The sequence below is a fragment of the Algimonas porphyrae genome, assembly GCF_041429795.1.
GTDB classification, from domain to species: Bacteria; Pseudomonadota; Alphaproteobacteria; order Caulobacterales; family Maricaulaceae; genus Litorimonas; species Litorimonas porphyrae.
In genome coordinates this window covers 1,861,835-1,876,814 of record NZ_CP163424.1, presented here as the reverse complement: position 1 = coordinate 1,876,814, position 14,980 = coordinate 1,861,835, and the positions used below count along the sequence as shown (strand labels likewise).

14 protein-coding genes and 1 pseudogene are annotated in these 14,980 nt (G+C 58.5%); 7 read left to right on the top strand and 8 right to left on the bottom strand.

Annotation, left to right across the window (positions count from 1 at the left end):
- Positions 1–49 precede the first annotated feature (49 nt).
- Entirely contained in the window at positions 50–505 is a 456-nt protein-coding gene (gene queF, locus AB6B39_RS09025; protein WP_284368920.1) for a preQ(1) synthase, read from the bottom strand.
- 368 nt (positions 506–873) lie between these two features.
- Between queF and rpoH the strand changes: the two genes are divergently transcribed.
- Both rpoH and AB6B39_RS09015 read left to right on the top strand, forming a co-directional pair.
- Entirely contained in the window at positions 874–1,827 is a 954-nt protein-coding gene (gene rpoH / locus AB6B39_RS09020; RefSeq protein WP_284368921.1) for an RNA polymerase sigma factor RpoH, read from the top strand.
- A 74-nt stretch (positions 1,828–1,901) separates the two neighbouring features.
- The gene (locus tag AB6B39_RS09015) at positions 1,902–2,360 is read left to right on the top strand and encodes a hemerythrin domain-containing protein (protein WP_284368922.1); all 459 of its coding nucleotides are present in this window, start codon (positions 1,902–1,904) and stop codon (positions 2,358–2,360) included.
- A 38-nt stretch (positions 2,361–2,398) separates the two neighbouring features.
- Here the strand turns inward: AB6B39_RS09015 and gorA are convergent, their stop codons facing one another.
- From gorA to glmU, 3 genes are read right to left on the bottom strand one after another with little or no spacing between them, the layout of a single operon-like run.
- Positions 2,399–3,781: a glutathione-disulfide reductase gene (gorA, locus tag AB6B39_RS09010; protein WP_284368923.1), complete on the bottom strand. Its 1,383-nt coding sequence runs from the start codon at positions 3,779–3,781 to the stop codon at positions 2,399–2,401.
- A complete protein-coding gene (gene rpiA, locus AB6B39_RS09005; RefSeq protein WP_284368924.1) occupies positions 3,778–4,491 on the bottom strand; it encodes a ribose-5-phosphate isomerase RpiA in 714 nt (237 codons plus the stop codon). The genes gorA and rpiA overlap by 4 nt, the downstream gene beginning before the upstream one ends.
- On the bottom strand, positions 4,488–5,849 hold the full coding sequence (gene glmU / locus AB6B39_RS09000; protein WP_284368925.1) for a bifunctional UDP-N-acetylglucosamine diphosphorylase/glucosamine-1-phosphate N-acetyltransferase GlmU: 1,362 nt from the start codon (positions 5,847–5,849) through the stop codon (positions 4,488–4,490). The genes rpiA and glmU overlap by 4 nt, the downstream gene beginning before the upstream one ends.
- 29 nt (positions 5,850–5,878) lie before the next feature.
- Here glmU and AB6B39_RS08995 point away from each other — a divergent pair, with 29 nt between their 5' ends.
- A complete protein-coding gene (locus AB6B39_RS08995) occupies positions 5,879–6,619 on the top strand; it encodes an HAD-IA family hydrolase (protein WP_284368926.1) in 741 nt (246 codons plus the stop codon).
- Here AB6B39_RS08995 and AB6B39_RS08990 read toward each other — a convergent pair.
- On the bottom strand, positions 6,616–6,816 hold the full coding sequence (locus AB6B39_RS08990) for a phosphoglycolate phosphatase (RefSeq protein WP_284368927.1): 201 nt from the start codon (positions 6,814–6,816) through the stop codon (positions 6,616–6,618). The genes AB6B39_RS08995 and AB6B39_RS08990 overlap by 4 nt on opposite strands.
- Before the next feature lie 274 nt (positions 6,817–7,090).
- On the opposite strand from AB6B39_RS08990, the pseudogene AB6B39_RS08985 reads away from it, so the two are divergent.
- Positions 7,091–7,225: pseudogene (locus tag AB6B39_RS08985) on the top strand (helix-turn-helix transcriptional regulator); the annotation flags it as partial.
- A 256-nt stretch (positions 7,226–7,481) separates the two neighbouring features.
- Here AB6B39_RS08985 and AB6B39_RS08980 read toward each other — a convergent pair.
- On the bottom strand, positions 7,482–8,891 hold the full coding sequence (locus AB6B39_RS08980) for a flavohemoglobin expression-modulating QEGLA motif protein (RefSeq protein ID WP_371398520.1): 1,410 nt from the start codon (positions 8,889–8,891) through the stop codon (positions 7,482–7,484).
- A gap of 87 nt (positions 8,892–8,978) precedes the next feature.
- Here AB6B39_RS08980 and AB6B39_RS08975 point away from each other — a divergent pair, with 87 nt between their 5' ends.
- On the top strand, positions 8,979–10,568 hold the full coding sequence (locus tag AB6B39_RS08975; RefSeq protein WP_284368930.1) for a peptide chain release factor 3: 1,590 nt from the start codon (positions 8,979–8,981) through the stop codon (positions 10,566–10,568).
- A 94-nt stretch (positions 10,569–10,662) separates the two neighbouring features.
- Positions 10,663–11,013, top strand: a complete 351-nt coding sequence (locus AB6B39_RS08970; protein ID WP_284368931.1) for a hypothetical protein — start codon at positions 10,663–10,665, stop codon at positions 11,011–11,013.
- A 63-nt stretch (positions 11,014–11,076) separates the two neighbouring features.
- On the opposite strand, the gene AB6B39_RS08965 is transcribed toward AB6B39_RS08970, so the two are convergent.
- The gene (locus AB6B39_RS08965; RefSeq protein WP_371398762.1) at positions 11,077–11,496 is read right to left on the bottom strand and encodes a pentapeptide repeat-containing protein; all 420 of its coding nucleotides are present in this window, start codon (positions 11,494–11,496) and stop codon (positions 11,077–11,079) included.
- A 625-nt stretch (positions 11,497–12,121) separates the two neighbouring features.
- Entirely contained in the window at positions 12,122–12,826 is a 705-nt protein-coding gene (gene tpiA, locus AB6B39_RS08960) for a triose-phosphate isomerase (protein ID WP_284368933.1), read from the bottom strand.
- A 75-nt stretch (positions 12,827–12,901) separates the two neighbouring features.
- On the opposite strand from tpiA, the gene AB6B39_RS08955 reads away from it, so the two are divergent.
- Positions 12,902–14,974, top strand: a complete 2,073-nt coding sequence (locus AB6B39_RS08955) for a SurA N-terminal domain-containing protein (RefSeq protein ID WP_284368934.1) — start codon at positions 12,902–12,904, stop codon at positions 14,972–14,974.
- Positions 14,975–14,980: the final 6 nt, after the last annotated feature.

Here is a 14,980-nt window from a genome sequence, read left to right as displayed (position 1 = left end):
CGTATGAAAACGAAAATTTCCGTGAGGACGCCCTTCATTTAACCGCAGTCTAACCGCGACCGCGATAGGGCGGCACGCCCTGATCCGGGATCCACAGCCCCTCCGGCGGTGTACCGTGCTGATAGAAGACATCGATCGGAATGCCGCCGCGCGGGTACCAGTAGCCCCCGATACGAAGCCATAGAGGGTCGATTTCGCGCACCAGGCGCTGCCCGATGCCCGTCGTGCAGGCTTCGTGAAAATCGCCGTGATTTCTGTAGCTTCCAAGGAAAAGCTTAAACGCCTTGCTCTCGACGATCCAGTCCTTGGGAGAATAGTCAACGACCAGATGGGCGAAATCAGGCTGACCCGTCACCGGACATATCGACGTGAATTCCGGCGCGACCAACCGCACCATATAGGGCGCATCGCACGGATTGGCGACGCGCTCCAAGACGGCTTCATCCGGTGAGGCCGGCAGAGGGTTTTGCGCGCCGAGTTGGTTCAATCTGTCGTAACGGTCCATGCGCGGCGCTCTATCGCGCGATATGGCTCAGGTCCACTCTCGGGATCAATCCACGACAGTTGCGTCAATCCGCGCACACTTTCTCGAAACCGGACGGACTTGCTCTGCGTTGCACTAGCAGACAATGGAGCGTTTCATGATTGAGGACATACGGAAGAGCACGGATCAGGAGGGTTTTCTGCTTCATTCAACCCTTGGAATGTCTGGCTCGGTCATGCGCGTCAGGCCGGCGAGATGTTTCATGCGAAGCGCGATCAATGACAAAATGGACAGGCGCGGTCACGAAAACGCGTCTTCCACGTTTGCCTCGCAGTCTTTAAATCGCAACAACATGTCTTACATAACTCCGTCTGGAGGAACCCAGCCCTATGGCTAATACGAAAACACTACCGGCAACGCGTGGCACGACTGCGACCAAAAAGTCCGGCAATACGGGCGGCTTGTCCGTCGCCTTGTCACCCGAACAGGGCTTGAACCGCTATCTGCAGGAAATCCGAAAATTTCCCATGCTGGAGAAGAATCAGGAATTCATGCTCGCCAAGCGCTGGGCGGAAGATGGCGATACGGATGCCGCAGAGCAGATGGTGACCTCCCACCTGCGACTCGTGGCCAAAATCGCGATGGGTTATCGCGGTTATGGCTTGCCGATCGGCGAAGTCATTTCCGAAGGCAATGTCGGGCTGATGCAGGCCGTCAAAAAGTTTGACCCTGATCGTGGCTTCCGTCTGTCGACTTATGCGATGTGGTGGATTCGGGCGGCCATTCAGGAATATGTGCTGCGGTCCTGGTCGCTCGTAAAAATGGGAACGACGGCTGCGCAGAAGAAACTCTTTTTCAATCTCAGACGCTTGAAAGGCGAAATGAAGGCGATTGAGGATGGCGACCTGAAGCCGGAAGACGTAACCAAGATTGCGACGACCCTCGGTGTAAAGGAAACCGAAGTGACCTCCATGAACCGGCGCATGCTCGGTGGCGGCGACGCGTCTCTGAATGTCCAAATCGGTGCAGAAGACGGCTCGACCCAATGGCAGGACTGGTTGGAGGATGACTCCGAGAGCCAGGAATCCATGCTGGCCGACACGCAGGAACATGATGCCCGCATGGAACTGTTACAGGACGCCATGGCCGATCTGAATGACCGGGAACGGGATATCTTCATGCGCCGCCGTCTATCCGAAGCGCCCTTGACGCTGGAAGAACTCGCCACGGTTTACGGCGTTTCGCGCGAACGCATTCGTCAGATTGAAGCACGCGCATTCGAGAAGATACAGAAGGCCATGGTCAACGCCGCCGACAAGGCTGGGCTGATTGAGGCAGACTGACGCACCTTCCATTTGGAACTGAATCCTTCCGGGTTCCGTTGATCCTTCAAGTCAACGAAACCTGGAAGGACATCATGGATATTTACGAACGTCTCGAAAAAGACCACGACAAGCAGCGCGATCTCATCGAAAAACTCAAGAGCTCGAAGGTCGGATCGGATCGTCGCGCCACCCTCTGGACCGATCTCAAGATCGAGCTCGAAGCCCACGCATCCGCTGAAGAGCAGGCCTTCTATTCCACGCTGATGGCCGAGCCAGAAGGCACAGACGATACGCGCCATGCCATCGAAGAGCATCAGCAGATGCACGAAATGATCGCCAAGCTCGACGTCATGGATCAGGCTTCAGAAGAGTGGGACAAGCTGTTCGAAAAACTCGCTCATCGCGTCGTCCACCATGTGGATGAGGAAGAAAAAGAGTTCTTCCCTGAAGCCAAGGAAACGCTGTCTAACGCACAGGAAAAAGAGGCGCTGGAAGCCTTCAAGACACGCAAGGCGGCTGAGATTGAAAAACAGGAAGAGCTGGCCGAGTAATCAGCCTTCCGACTGCCTTACATTCAAGACGACCGTTGTCAGGTGACGACGGTCGTCTTGTTGATTTCACGCGGCTTTAACGTCACGATTTCTTCTGCAATCGTGGGGTGGACGGCGCATGTCGCGTCGAAATCGGCTTTCGTCAGTTTCGCCTTGATGGCGATACCGACCATCTGGATCATTTCACCACTATCCTCGCCGACCAGATGCACACCGATGACGGTCTCCTCCTCGCCCTTGGTAATCAGCTTCATGAAGAAGCGGTGGTCATCTTGCGCGAGTATGTTCTTCATGGGCCGGAAGTCCGTCGTGTAGACCGTGACATCGTCGCCATAGAGCTTCCGGGCTTCACCCTCCGTGATTCCGCAGACACCGACGGGCGGCCGCGTAAACACTGCAGAGGCGATATTGTCGTGATCGAACGCAGTCGGATTGTCCTTGAAGACGGTCTCGATGAAAGCCGCGCCCTCACGGATTGCCACCGGAGTCAGATTGATGCGATTCGTGACATCGCCGACCGCGTAGATGTTGTCCTGCGACGTCTTTGAGAATTTATCGACCTGAACCGCTCCAGCCGCGTCAATATCGACGCCCGCCGCATCAAGGCCAAGCGTCGCCGTATTCGGTCGGCGACCTGTTGCCATCAGCACGCAATCCGTTCCGATCTTGCTGCCATTATTGAAGCTGACGATATAGCCGCCATCCGTCTTGCGGATTTCTGTCGGGCTGATGTTGAACCGCGTGTCGATGCCGTTGCGAAGCTGCAGATCTCCGACTTCGTCGCGCACTTCGGCATCGAAACCGTTCAGCAGCCGCCCGCCGCGATAGGCCTGAATGACTTCGGTTCCAAGTCCAGCAAAAACGCCAGCAAACTCGCAAGCAATGTAACCGCCACCGATTACCAGCATCCGCTTGGGCTGCTCTGGCAGATGGAAGACATCGTCGGACACGATGGCGTGTTCGATACCCTTTATTTCGGGCGTCCAAGGCGATCCGCCCACAGCGATAAGGATCGTCTCGGTCGTTTTCGTCTCACCGCTCTGGCAGAGCCGGATCGTATGCGCATCGACCAGTTCCGCGCGCTCTCGGTAGAGATCGGCACCGTTCTTTTCCAGAATGCCGGAATAGATGCCGGACAGCCGGTTCACTTCCTTCTGGATACAATCGCGCAGCAAACCCCAATCGAACGACACCCCCTCAACAGACCAGCCATAGCCCGCCGACTTTTTGATCGCGTCGCCATAATCGGCTCCGTAGACCAGAAATTTCTTCGGTACGCAGCCTCGCACGACGCAGGTACCGCCCGGCATGCTTTCCTCGGCCACGCCAACCCGTTTGCCAAGTTGTGCTGCCAAGCGCCCGGCCCGCACGCCACCGGATCCGGCGCCGATGACAAACAGGTCGTAATCATAATCACTCATGAGGAGGTTTCCCGTCTGATTTCCAGTACTTTGGCGTGGTCGACTTCGCCGACGATAATGGTGCTGGCCAGATCGATGAACAGGCCGGTTTCCATCACGCCCGGTATCATCGCAAGGGCGCGTGCCGTTGCAACGGGATCGGGTATCCTGCGGCAGCGACAGTCGAGAATATAGTGCCCGCCGTCGGTCACGAGCGGCCCTGAGCCGTCCTTCATCTGACGCAGAACCGTCTGACCATCCTCGCAACCTGTCGCCATCAATGCGTCATAGACCTGCTGCGCCGTCACGCCGAGGCAGAACGGATCGACCTCGACCGGAAGCGGAAACGTACCGAGTGTTTCGACCATTTTACGATCATCAACGATGACGACCATTTTGCGTGAGGCCTGTGCGACGATCTTTTCACGGAGCAGACAGGCACCGCCTCCCTTGATCAGCTGAAAGACCTGATCGACTTCGTCCGCCCCGTCGATGGTCAGGTCGATATGATCCACACGGTCGGGATCCAGCAAGGTAATGCCCGCTTCGATCGCGCATTGTGCAGTTCGCTGTGATGTCGGGATGGCCGTGACTTTCAGTCCGCCCGCAACCTGATCGCCCAGCTTTTCGATGAAAATTTCTGCGGTGCTGCCGGAACCCAGGCCCAGCACCATGCCGTCCTGGACGAATTCGAGAGCGGCCTGAGCCGCATTTTCCTTCGCGATACTCACGACTTGGAGGCCTTTTTCTTACGCATGGTTTCGTGAAAACGCTTGGCCCAGCCTAGCTTGATCACGGGCTCGGCCCGCGCGACCATCAGTGCGTCATCGGGTACATCCTTGGTCACGACCGTGCCCGTCGCCGTAAAGGACTGCTTGCCGACCGTGACAGGGGCAACAAGCGATGTATGCGTTCCGATGAAGGCCCCATCGCCAATGATAGTCTTGTGCTTGAAATAGCCGTCATAATTGCACGTTACCGTGCCGGCACCGATATTGACGCGTTCACCGATTTCGGCATCACCCAGATAGGTCAGGTGGGACGCCTTGGCCCCGCGGCCCATTTTCGTGTTCTTGACCTCAACGAAATTGCCGACGAATGCCTCAGGACCCAATTCCGCGCCCGGACGCAGACGCGCAAACGGGCCGACAGACGCGCCCTCACCGACCAGTGCCCCCTCAACATGGCTGAAGGGATGGATGGTCGCGTGGGCCTTGACCGTGACGCCGGGTCCGAACACGACATGCTCACCGATGACGCAGTCGCGTTCCAGCACAGTGTCATAGCTGAAATAGACTGTATCCGGATCCCGCAAGGTGACGCCGTCTTCCAGTGCCATGCGACGCATGTTGGCCTGAAACGCGGCATGTGCCGAAGCCAGATCAGCGCGTGAATTCACGCCCAGCATCTCACCTTCATCACCGCGCACGGCTTTGGCGGAGCCGCCATCACGGCACATGATATCGACCACATCGGTAAGATAATATTCGCCCTTGGCATTATCATTGGTGACCTGATCCAGCGCACTGAATAGGCGATCCCGGCTCGCCGCGAGGACGCCGCTATTGCAGAGCGTCACGTCGAGCTCGTCCGGGCTGGCATCCTTGGCTTCGACGATTTTGGTCAGGCGTCCGTCCTTTTCGATCAACCGGCCATAGGCGCCAGGCTCTTCAGCTTCGAAACCCAGAACGGCCACGTCCGTTACTTTCAGCGCATCAAACACTGACAAAAGCGTCTGATGACGGATCAGCGGGGTGTCAGCGAACAGAATGGCGATATCACCGTCGAAATCGCCAATGGCCCGCTTCGCGCAAAGCACGGCGTGACCCGTTCCATTCTGTGGTTCCTGGACGGCGATTTCCATACCGAGCGCTTCGGCCTTGGCCCGGACATCGGCATTAGCTTCGCCGACGACGCAGATGATACGGTCACATCCGGCCTGAATAGCACTGGCCCGCACCCACTCGATTAGCGGGCGGCCTGCCAGCGGGTGCAGGACCTTGGACATGGTGGATTTCATTCGGGTACTTTTGCCAGCGGCCAGAATGACGGCTGCGCGGGCACGATGGGGGGAGTCGGGCATTGTCATATTGCCGCGCTTAACCGATAGCAGCGCAGATGACACGGGTGCATTTACGAGAATTTTCAGGTCGAAAGCGCGGCTGTCTGGACGGGTTGTCGATCAGTTTCGATCTGGACGGGACACTGGTCGATACGGCCCCTGATCTCGTGCGGGTCACGAATGACGTCATTGCGGAAGAAGGGGTTGGGCCGACCGATTTCAAGGCCGCGCGCGCAGCCGTAGGCTTCGGGTCCAGACGTTTGATAACGGATGCGCTGTGGCGTGCGGGCCGAACCGTCGACGCGGACCGGCTCGACACATTGCAGGCTTTGTTCCTGACACGCTACGCGGAGGACATTGCGCGCCATTCCGTGCCGTTTCAGGGGGTCGAAGCGACATTGCGAGCACTGCAGGCAAACGGAGCAGACCTGTCGGTGTGCACCAACAAACCCGGTTGGCTGGCCCGTCCTCTACTCCGCGAACTGGGCCTGACCCATTATTTCAGCCGTATCGTCGGCGGCGATGAGGCCCCACGGTCCAAACCCGATCCACGCCACGTCTTCATGGCGACTGGTCATCGCCGTGCCGAACGCATCGTGCTGGTCGGAGACGCAATTCCGGATATGGGCGCGGCGCGCAATGCGGGCGCGCTCGCTGTGCTGATGACCTATGGCTACAGTCACGACCCCCAGATACGACTCAGGGCCGATATGAGGTTGCGAATGTTCCGCGCACTCATACCGACCCTGATTGATCGTTACGACGTCAGCGCCAAAGCGCTGAGGCTCAGACGTTAACCGAAATCCGCTTTGGATTTGGTCGGCACGCCATTGACCATGTTGGAGCGCACATCGGTCCGGGCCGAGCGCATGGAGGCCAGAAAGCCGCCTTGGACGAGATTGATCTTAACGTCGTGACCGCGTTCGGCCCAATAAGCTTCAATCTGCTGTTTCAGTCGTTCCGCGCCTTCGCGCGTGCAATAATCACCTTTCATGGTGTTGTTCCCTTGTAAAATCGTGTTCGATGTCGATCCGCCGATTCCGGCGCGTCGTGTTCAATGGCATTTCCCAGTGCTGTAGTTAAGAAACTCACAGTGAATCTACAACTCCTAAAATCGATTTTTCTTATGTAATATTCGTAAGACTTATCACATTTCCGTACGTTCATTATGCATTCAGATAACCGTGATTCCTTGTGTATTGAGCTATTGAAGGGTTGAAAATCTTTTCATAAAGCGTCGCCGCCTCGTCTTATATATAAGTTAAACTATGACTCTCGCCACGCGTCTCAAATCAACCCGCAAGAAATATGGCCTGTCCCAGTCCGAACTGGCGAAGCAAGTCGATGTATCCCAGCCGACGATTGCCAACTGGGAACGTGGCGGTCACATCCCCCGGCCCGATGCGCTCTCGCGGATCGCCCGCGCGCTGGGTACAGAACCCGCTTGGCTGCTTTCGGGCGAGATGCCGGCTCAGAGTAATCCAGCGCATCAGCATCTGGCCAAGCCGATCCACCATATTCCTGTCTATGAATGGCCGATCGACACAACCGATCCTGTAACGACGCAACCGGTGCGCTATATGTCGGTCGCTGCTGATGTGTCCAACATGTTCGCCCTGGACGCGAATGAGGCCTGCGGCTTTCCAGAAGGCGCGATCCTCATCTTCTCGAAAACGGACCGGACGATGCCTGGGCAATTTCTGATCTACGGAAAACAATGTCCGGAGCTGGTCGAAGCGTCCTCACTCCGCGATAATGTCTTCGCCCGAACTCGTCTACTCGGTCGTGCCGCACTAGCGACCATACATCCGGCACTTCCTTCAACTCTTCCTGATAGTAGGTCTGGAAGCCGGGCATTTTGACCCGGTTGAGAAATGACGAATAGGCGAGATAGCTGATCAGGAAACGCAAATCCCTGATCCAGGGTGGCATGAAGCGCGGGCTCTCCAGATGGCCGTCCGCCGCCAGCTGTGCCAGCGCCGGCAAATCCTCAATATCCATCTTGCCGACGAACAGCACGCGGATCAGATCGGACCTGCCCATACGGACAACGGTGCGCATGAAATTGTGCACGCGTAGCAAGCCGTTCAGGTAAACCATATCCTTGGTGAAAGGCGCACCCCCCGTTATCACACCGCCGCGAAACACACGCCTGGCATTCTCATAGGATTGCTGCGGATCGTCATTCCGCTCGACGAAAAAATCGAACACATCTTTGAAATCGGCGCCTTCGACGGCCATCTGAATGGCCAGGACCCGGCCCGACAGACGCTTGAAGCGCCGCGGATCCATCGAACCGGTGATCATTTCCGCAAAAACAGCCAGCCCTTCCTGAATTTCGGTTGTTCCGGCGTGTCCGCGTCCGAGGATCGGAAACGTTTTCTGTGCCCGACCGTTCAAGGCCGTCGCCGTGTGAATTAAAGCTTCGTGATGCAATAGCTGGTCGACGTCACGCTCCGTGAAGCTCGCCCCCTGGCGAATGCGAATACGCTTGGAGGAAGCCGCCGCCTTGGCGCTGACGGTCGGGCTGATGACTACAGCAGGCGCATCAGTCTCAAAATGACGCCGTAGCCGCTCGCGCAGGCGACGGGCAAACTGGATGTCTGTCAGATGCTTTTCCGTACCCTCAACGACCAGACGCTGAAAATCGAGCCCTTCGAGGGCCGCATCCATATGCACGGCGAGATCGAGCACTTTGGTCTGTCGGTCCAGCATCAGGCGCGTGGGCTGACCATAGAGGGCCGTACTGTGGGTGAAGAAATCCGGCGTGCCTCGCGTTTCGATCAGGCCCGCCGTACTGCTCAGCGTTTCGCAGAGCCGCCTCTGCCAGTCGGCAACGACATTGTCCCCATCGATCAGCTTGCGCGCTGCCTTGATATGCTCTCTGGCCTTGTCCGTCGGCACTGCGGCATAGGTGGGGGACGGGAGGGTTCCGCGTCTGAGAAAGGTCGACTTCATCGCCGGGTTCCAGGCGATCGACGACAGGACCCGCATCGACCGGGCCGCCCGGTCGAGGTGTTTGCCGGCTTTGACCGCAGTTTTATATTGGGATTTCGTCAGCTGGCTCATAGGCCCCCCTCGCAACTGAGCCGCACTCTGTCAAAAGTCGTGCAGGCAGCGCTTTACGGCCCGCCCCTGCCCCGCTAGCTGCGCGCCATGTCGAAAGCCCTTGCAACAGAGCCCAGAACCCGGCGCGTCTTCGCGATCATCTCTCACCCGGATGCGGGCAAGACGACCCTGACCGAGAACATGTTGCTGGCATCGGGCGCGATCCATCAGGCCGGCAAGGTCGCCGCACGCGGCGAAGCCCGGCGGACGCAATCGGACTGGATGAAGATCGAACAGGAACGCGGCATTTCAGTCAGTTCCTCCGTCATGACGTTCGAGCATAAAGGCCTGACCTTCAATCTGCTCGACACGCCGGGCCACGAAGACTTCTCCGAAGACACCTACCGTACGCTAACCGCCGCCGATTGCGCCGTCATGGTTCTGGACGTCGCCAAAGGTATCGAGCCTCAGACGCTCAAACTGTTCGAAGTCTGCCGCCTGCGCGACATTCCGATCATCACCTTCATCAATAAGCTGGACCGGGAGGGCGTCGACCCGTTCGACCTGATCGCGGAAATCGAGGACAAGCTGGCGCTCGACGTCGTGCCGATGCAGTGGCCCGCCGCATCCGGACGGCGGTTTCGCGGAATCGCCGACCTCCGGACCAATCAGTTTCTGGCTTTTGCCAAGCAGGATAGCGGGGAAGACCATCACTGGACGCCCATGGACGGCAATTCGATTGGCCAGACATTTGATGATGACGCGCTGCTGGAAGAGTTCCAGATGGAAGCCGAACTGGCTCGCGAATATCCTGACTTCAACGAGCAATCCTTCCGCGAAGGCCATATGACGCCCGTCTATTTCGGTAGCGCGCTACGTAAGTTCGGCGTTCTGGAACTGATCGACGCGCTGGCGGAATTCGCGCCCATGCCGCAGGCCGAACCCGCAGTCAAAGCGGGGCAAGATGTCGAAATAAAGCCCACCGACAAGGAAGTGTCGGGCTTCGTGTTCAAAGTACAGGCCAATATGGACCTGAACCACCGCGACCGCGTCGCCTTCTACCGTATGGTATCGGGCGAGTTTAAACGCGGGATGAAGCTCAAGACCGCCGACGGCAAGGGCTTGTCCGTGCATAATCCGGTCATGTTCTTTGCTCAGGATCGGGAACTGGCGCAGGAAGCCTATGCCGGCGATGTAATCGGAATTCCGAACCACGGTGTTTTGCGCGTCGGCGATAGCCTGTCGGAATCCGGCAAGATCAAGTTTGCTGGCATCCCCAATTTCGCGCCTGAAATCCTGCGGCGCGCCCGGCTGGAAGACCCGCTCAAAGCCAAACATCTTCGCAAGGCGCTCGAATCCCTGGCCGAAGAAGGCGTCACCCAGCTGTTCAAGCCGAATTTCGGCGCGGACATGATCGTCGGAGCCGTCGGAAGCCTGCAGATCGATGTGATGCGCGAGCGTATCAAGACCGAATATGGTCTCGGTGTGCAGTTCGAGTCCCCGCCGTTTCAGACGGCCCGTTGGGTTACGTCGGACGACCCGGCCAAATTGAAGGCATTCGTCGACAAGAACATGATGAACATGGCCGAAGACATTGATGGTGATCCGGTTTTTCTAGCCAAGTCGGCTTGGGACATTGGCTATGCGCAGGAGAAAAACCCCCATCTGCGCTTCCTGACGACGAAGGAACGCCGCTAGCCTATTCTGTCAATCCGGTAAGATGGGCTGAAATGGCAGGCCCCTTGCATCGCGCTTTGCATCGCCCCAACGGGTCATCTTGCAAGGCTTGCCCATGTCGCTCAGTGCTTATCTACCCTCTCTGATCATGTTTGCGATCACGGTCGGTTTTGTCAGCCTGTGCTTTCTGCCTGCATCGTTCGAACGCCAATCTAAGTTGATCAATTTCTACTGGGTCGGTTTCTGGCTGTTTCTGGGGCTGATCGCGGCCATATCCGGTGCCACGCAGACCGTTCTACTGGCGGGTGTCGACGCCAGCTTTCTGTCCGCACGCCTGCAAACCGCTGCGTCACTCTGCTTCGTCATTTTCGTGATGTTTGCCTGGGTTCGGCTGTCGGGAGCCGCGCTTGTGACAGGGGTTAGGCGCGTTGCCCGCTATCGCCGCGCACCCGCCAGCTGGGTCTGATCGATCGGGGTTACAGGCTGCGCATAGCCTTGCGTCACGGGTGCCGCCGCGCGCGGCACATCATCATTCAGATGGCCGTAAAGGCTGGGACTCGCCGCCTGCCCCTGATGAAAGCCGATCGGACGGGTAACGGATGAACGCGGCATCGCTTGCGGCGAGGCTTGTCGCGCCCCGGCCATTGGCGACTGAACGGGCTGACCTTGATAGATCGGTCCCTGAGAAATTGGTCCCTGAGAAATTGGCCCTTGATAAGGCTGTCCTTGGTTCATCTGGCCTTGATAAACCGGAGCTTGTGACATTTTCGGCTGAACGGTTTGCGACTGATAGCCCGACCCTTGCGACGCGGGGTAGGTCTCTGGCGCAGGGATCGGCTGGCCGATCGGCGGACGTCCCTGTCGCAGGGCCGGTTGGGCTATGACGGGCTGCGCCGTCGCGATCTGACCATAACCAGGCTGCATCTGACCAGGGATTTGAGCCCGGAATGGCGCTTGCGGTTGCGGCGAGCGGAATTGCTGCGATTGCGGGGCCGTGCGAGCCCGACCACGCGGCGCTGGCGCAGGTTGCTGCGCGGGTCTGACGATCCGCGCCTGCGTGTCCAGCATGGGTTGCAAGCCCTGCGGAGCAGCCGATCGGTAAGTCGCCGGTTGGTGCGCCCCCGATTGTGCAGGCACAGCCTGCCTGACAATCCGGCGCTGTTCAGGAATTGGCGTGACTGCTGTGCCGACACGGATCGTGTGGGTGTCCCCTGCAACGACACGGCCCGGCATGGGCGTGGCCGACGGGCTGATACCGCTGATCGACACGGCGCTGGAAATGGGCTGACCGACGGATGACTGGAATTCGCAGACGCCCGGCGCGCTTGGCACTGCTTTGACATAGTTCCAGCCGCGACAGCGCGCATCGCCCGCACATTGGCTTTCGCACACATCTGCGCCCGGCACGACTGTGCTGTGATAGGGTGTCCCAGGCCTGTATGTCCCTAGATCAGCTGCAAAAGCTGGAGCTGCAAGGATCGTCGACAGAAGCGTCAGGTTCAGAATACGCATGAAAGTCTCGCGAGTCGTTTGTCGCGAAACTGGACTTTTATGGTTAGCGCGGCGTTAACGCCCTAGTGAGAGGCGGCGGCGATCTGTGCGAAACTGTCCATTTCCAGGCTCGCGCCGCCGACCAGTGCGCCGCCGACATCAGGCAAATGCAGAATTTCACGCGCATTGGCCGGCTTGACTGATCCGCCATAGAGAATTCGGGGTCCGTCCCCGACCGCCTTACGAATGGCGGCATGCATGGCTGCAATATCCTGTGCAGTTGCCGTCCGTCCTGTCCCGATGGCCCAGATCGGCTCATAGGCGATATCGTAATCGCCTGCGTTCGGCAGACTGTTTTCCAGCTGCCGTGTGACGATTGGCACCGCCTCACCCGATTCGCGCTGTCCCAGACTTTCGCCGACACAGATGATCGGGCGCAGAGCACTGAATTGGGCCCGGACCGCCTTGTCCTGAACACGTTGATCCGTTTCGCCAGCCGTTCTGCGCTCCGAATGGCCAAGAATGACATAGGACGCCCCGAGCGCAGACAGCAGGTCAGGATCCGTTTCTCCTGTATGCGCGCCAGCCGGAAATTCGCAGCAATCCTGACCGCCGATCTGGATAGTCGTGCCAGATGCAGCCTGGCAGAGCATGGCGACAAGCGGATGGGGCGGACAAATCAGCAATTCGCAGCCTGCGTCCGCTGACCGTGCGGCCAGATCCGAAACTTTGGCTTCCCAGCCCGGCATCCCGTTCATTTTCCAGTTTGCGGCAATCAGCTGTTTCATACCGAATGTGTGGCGCGTTCGATCACTGAACGCAACCGCTTGCGAGCGCGGCCCGGTCTGCTACAGCGCCGCCCTATGGCCAGTGACGATATCTATAACCGCCCCAAGGGCGCATTCGCGAAAATCCGAACCATTCTTGTCGGCGTGCTCGTCGGTATGCTGGTTCTCGCCTTCGCCGTCTGGGGGATCGAGGACGTCTTCTCGCCCAATAGTTCCAATGCGGTCATCAAGGTCGGCGAAGTCGAAGTTGGCCGGGCTGAATTTCAGGATCGCTTCAATGATGAGATGCGGCGATTTGCAGAAGAAAATGGAGAAGGTCTGACCCCGCAACAGGCTTTCGATCGCGGGATCCCGCAGCAATTACTGGCTCAACTGTCACAGGAATTGGCGATCGAGGCGGATTCACAGGATCTGGGCATCGGCGTCAATAATCGCGACGTGTTGCGCTATGTCGAAAATATCGACGCCTTTCAGAACGAGATCACGCAACAGTTCGACCGTCTGCAATTACGCCGTCTGCTGGCGAATAATCGCGTCACAGAGGCTGAGTTCGAACAGGATGTCGTCAATGCGCTGAGCCAGCGCCAGACCCTGCCTGCGATCATGGGCGGAATCACCGCCCCCAGCGATTACGCGCAACGCTTCAACACATTCGTCAATGAAATTCGCAAGGCGCGCGTGATCGATTTCGGGGTCGAAGCGCTGGACCCGCTGAGTGCGCCGACCGAGGCGGAGCTGCAATCCTATATCGCTGCCAATCAGGCCCGGTTCACGGCCCCTGAATATCGGCGCTTCCTGATGATCCGGGTCGAGCCCTTCGATTTTCCGAATATCGAAGTGACGGACATCGATCTGCGCCAGAGCTATGATGCTTATATTGAGGACTCGGACGTCAATCAGGCAGCGGATGTCAGCGTCCCCGAGTTCGACGACATCGATGAAGCGCTCAGAAACGTTCTGAGAGAAAGAGCGATCGAATCCTTGCTGAGAGAGCGTTACGAAACGCTCCTCGGGGCCGGCGAAATCGGTGCTGCGGAGACGCGCGACGTAACCGTCCTTGCCGTACCGACACAGGATCAGGCCTCCGTCGTGGCCGCGCGCATCACAGCGGGCGAGACGGTAGAGGCCGTCGCCGCCGATCTGAACCTTCCTGCACCCGACACATTTACCGGCATCAAGCCGGACGGACTGATCAATCCTGCAAGCTCGGCAGCCGCGTTCGACGCGCTACAGGGCGAGGCCCGTGTCGCCCCGACCGAGTTCGGCACGTTCGACGTCATCACGGTCACGACGATCAATGCGTCCGATGTTCCCGAGTTCGAGTCCATGCGCGAAGAATTGCGTGAAGGCGTTCTGGAAGGTCAGGCGCTTCGGCGGATCAATGACTATGAGCGCGTGATCGATGACCGGCTGCTTGAAGGCGCCACGATCGAGGAGCTCGCAGAAGATCTGAACCTGCCGCTTTCAAGCTATCCCTATATTGACCGATCCGGCGCAATGCAGGACGGAACGCGCCTGTCCGGCTTCTCCGCCATACCGGGCATCGCATCCGACGACCGGCTGCTACAGGCCGTTTTCACGAGCGATATAGGCTTCGAGTCGGACATTACGCCGACATCGAATAATGGTCTGGCCATTTTCCGGGTGACGGACATCATTGATGCGCGACCACGAGAGCTGGACGAAGTCCGCGATCTGGCCGCTGCATTGTGGTCACGCCAGCAACTGACGGATGCCCTGACCCAGAAAGGTGTGGAGCTCGCGACTCGCCTTCGCGAGGGCGAAAGCCTGGAGGTCGTGGCCGAGGAAATCGGATCGACCGTGCGCGAGATCGCCATACAGCGCGTCAGCCCTCCGACGGACGTTTCCGCTGCCGTGACTATCGGCCTGCTGGATGGGGAGGTCGGCCAAATCGCACGCGGCCCGGCCCGGAAGGAAGGTCGCTACGAAATCGGTGTGCTGGATTCGATCTCGACGGATAGTGAGCGCGTTGGCGGCCAGATGCTCGACATCATTCGCCAGAACCTGTCCGAACAGATCGCGCTCGACATCAGCCGCGCCTACCAGAATGCGATCACGACGGATAAGGATCAGCGCATCTTCGAAGACCAGATGCTCGCGGCCATCGGGCTGGAGCAGCCCAGCTAGCGCGCG

Coding starts and splice junctions, on each gene's coding strand:
- queF (WP_284368920.1), bottom strand. CDS start 505: ATGGACCGTTACGACAGATTGAACCAACTCGGCGCGCAAAACCCTCTG.
- rpoH (WP_284368921.1), top strand. CDS start 874: ATGGCTAATACGAAAACACTACCGGCAACGCGTGGCACGACTGCGACC.
- AB6B39_RS09015 (WP_284368922.1), top strand. CDS start 1,902: ATGGATATTTACGAACGTCTCGAAAAAGACCACGACAAGCAGCGCGAT.
- gorA (WP_284368923.1), bottom strand. CDS start 3,781: ATGAGTGATTATGATTACGACCTGTTTGTCATCGGCGCCGGATCCGGT.
- glmU (WP_284368925.1), bottom strand. CDS start 5,849: ATGACAATGCCCGACTCCCCCCATCGTGCCCGCGCAGCCGTCATTCTG.
- AB6B39_RS08995 (WP_284368926.1), top strand. CDS start 5,879: ATGACACGGGTGCATTTACGAGAATTTTCAGGTCGAAAGCGCGGCTGT.
- AB6B39_RS08990 (WP_284368927.1), bottom strand. CDS start 6,816: ATGAAAGGTGATTATTGCACGCGCGAAGGCGCGGAACGACTGAAACAG.
- AB6B39_RS08980 (WP_371398520.1), bottom strand. CDS start 8,891: ATGAGCCAGCTGACGAAATCCCAATATAAAACTGCGGTCAAAGCCGGC.
- AB6B39_RS08975 (WP_284368930.1), top strand. CDS start 8,979: ATGTCGAAAGCCCTTGCAACAGAGCCCAGAACCCGGCGCGTCTTCGCG.
- AB6B39_RS08970 (WP_284368931.1), top strand. CDS start 10,663: ATGTCGCTCAGTGCTTATCTACCCTCTCTGATCATGTTTGCGATCACG.
- tpiA (WP_284368933.1), bottom strand. CDS start 12,826: ATGAAACAGCTGATTGCCGCAAACTGGAAAATGAACGGGATGCCGGGC.
- AB6B39_RS08955 (WP_284368934.1), top strand. CDS start 12,902: ATGGCCAGTGACGATATCTATAACCGCCCCAAGGGCGCATTCGCGAAA.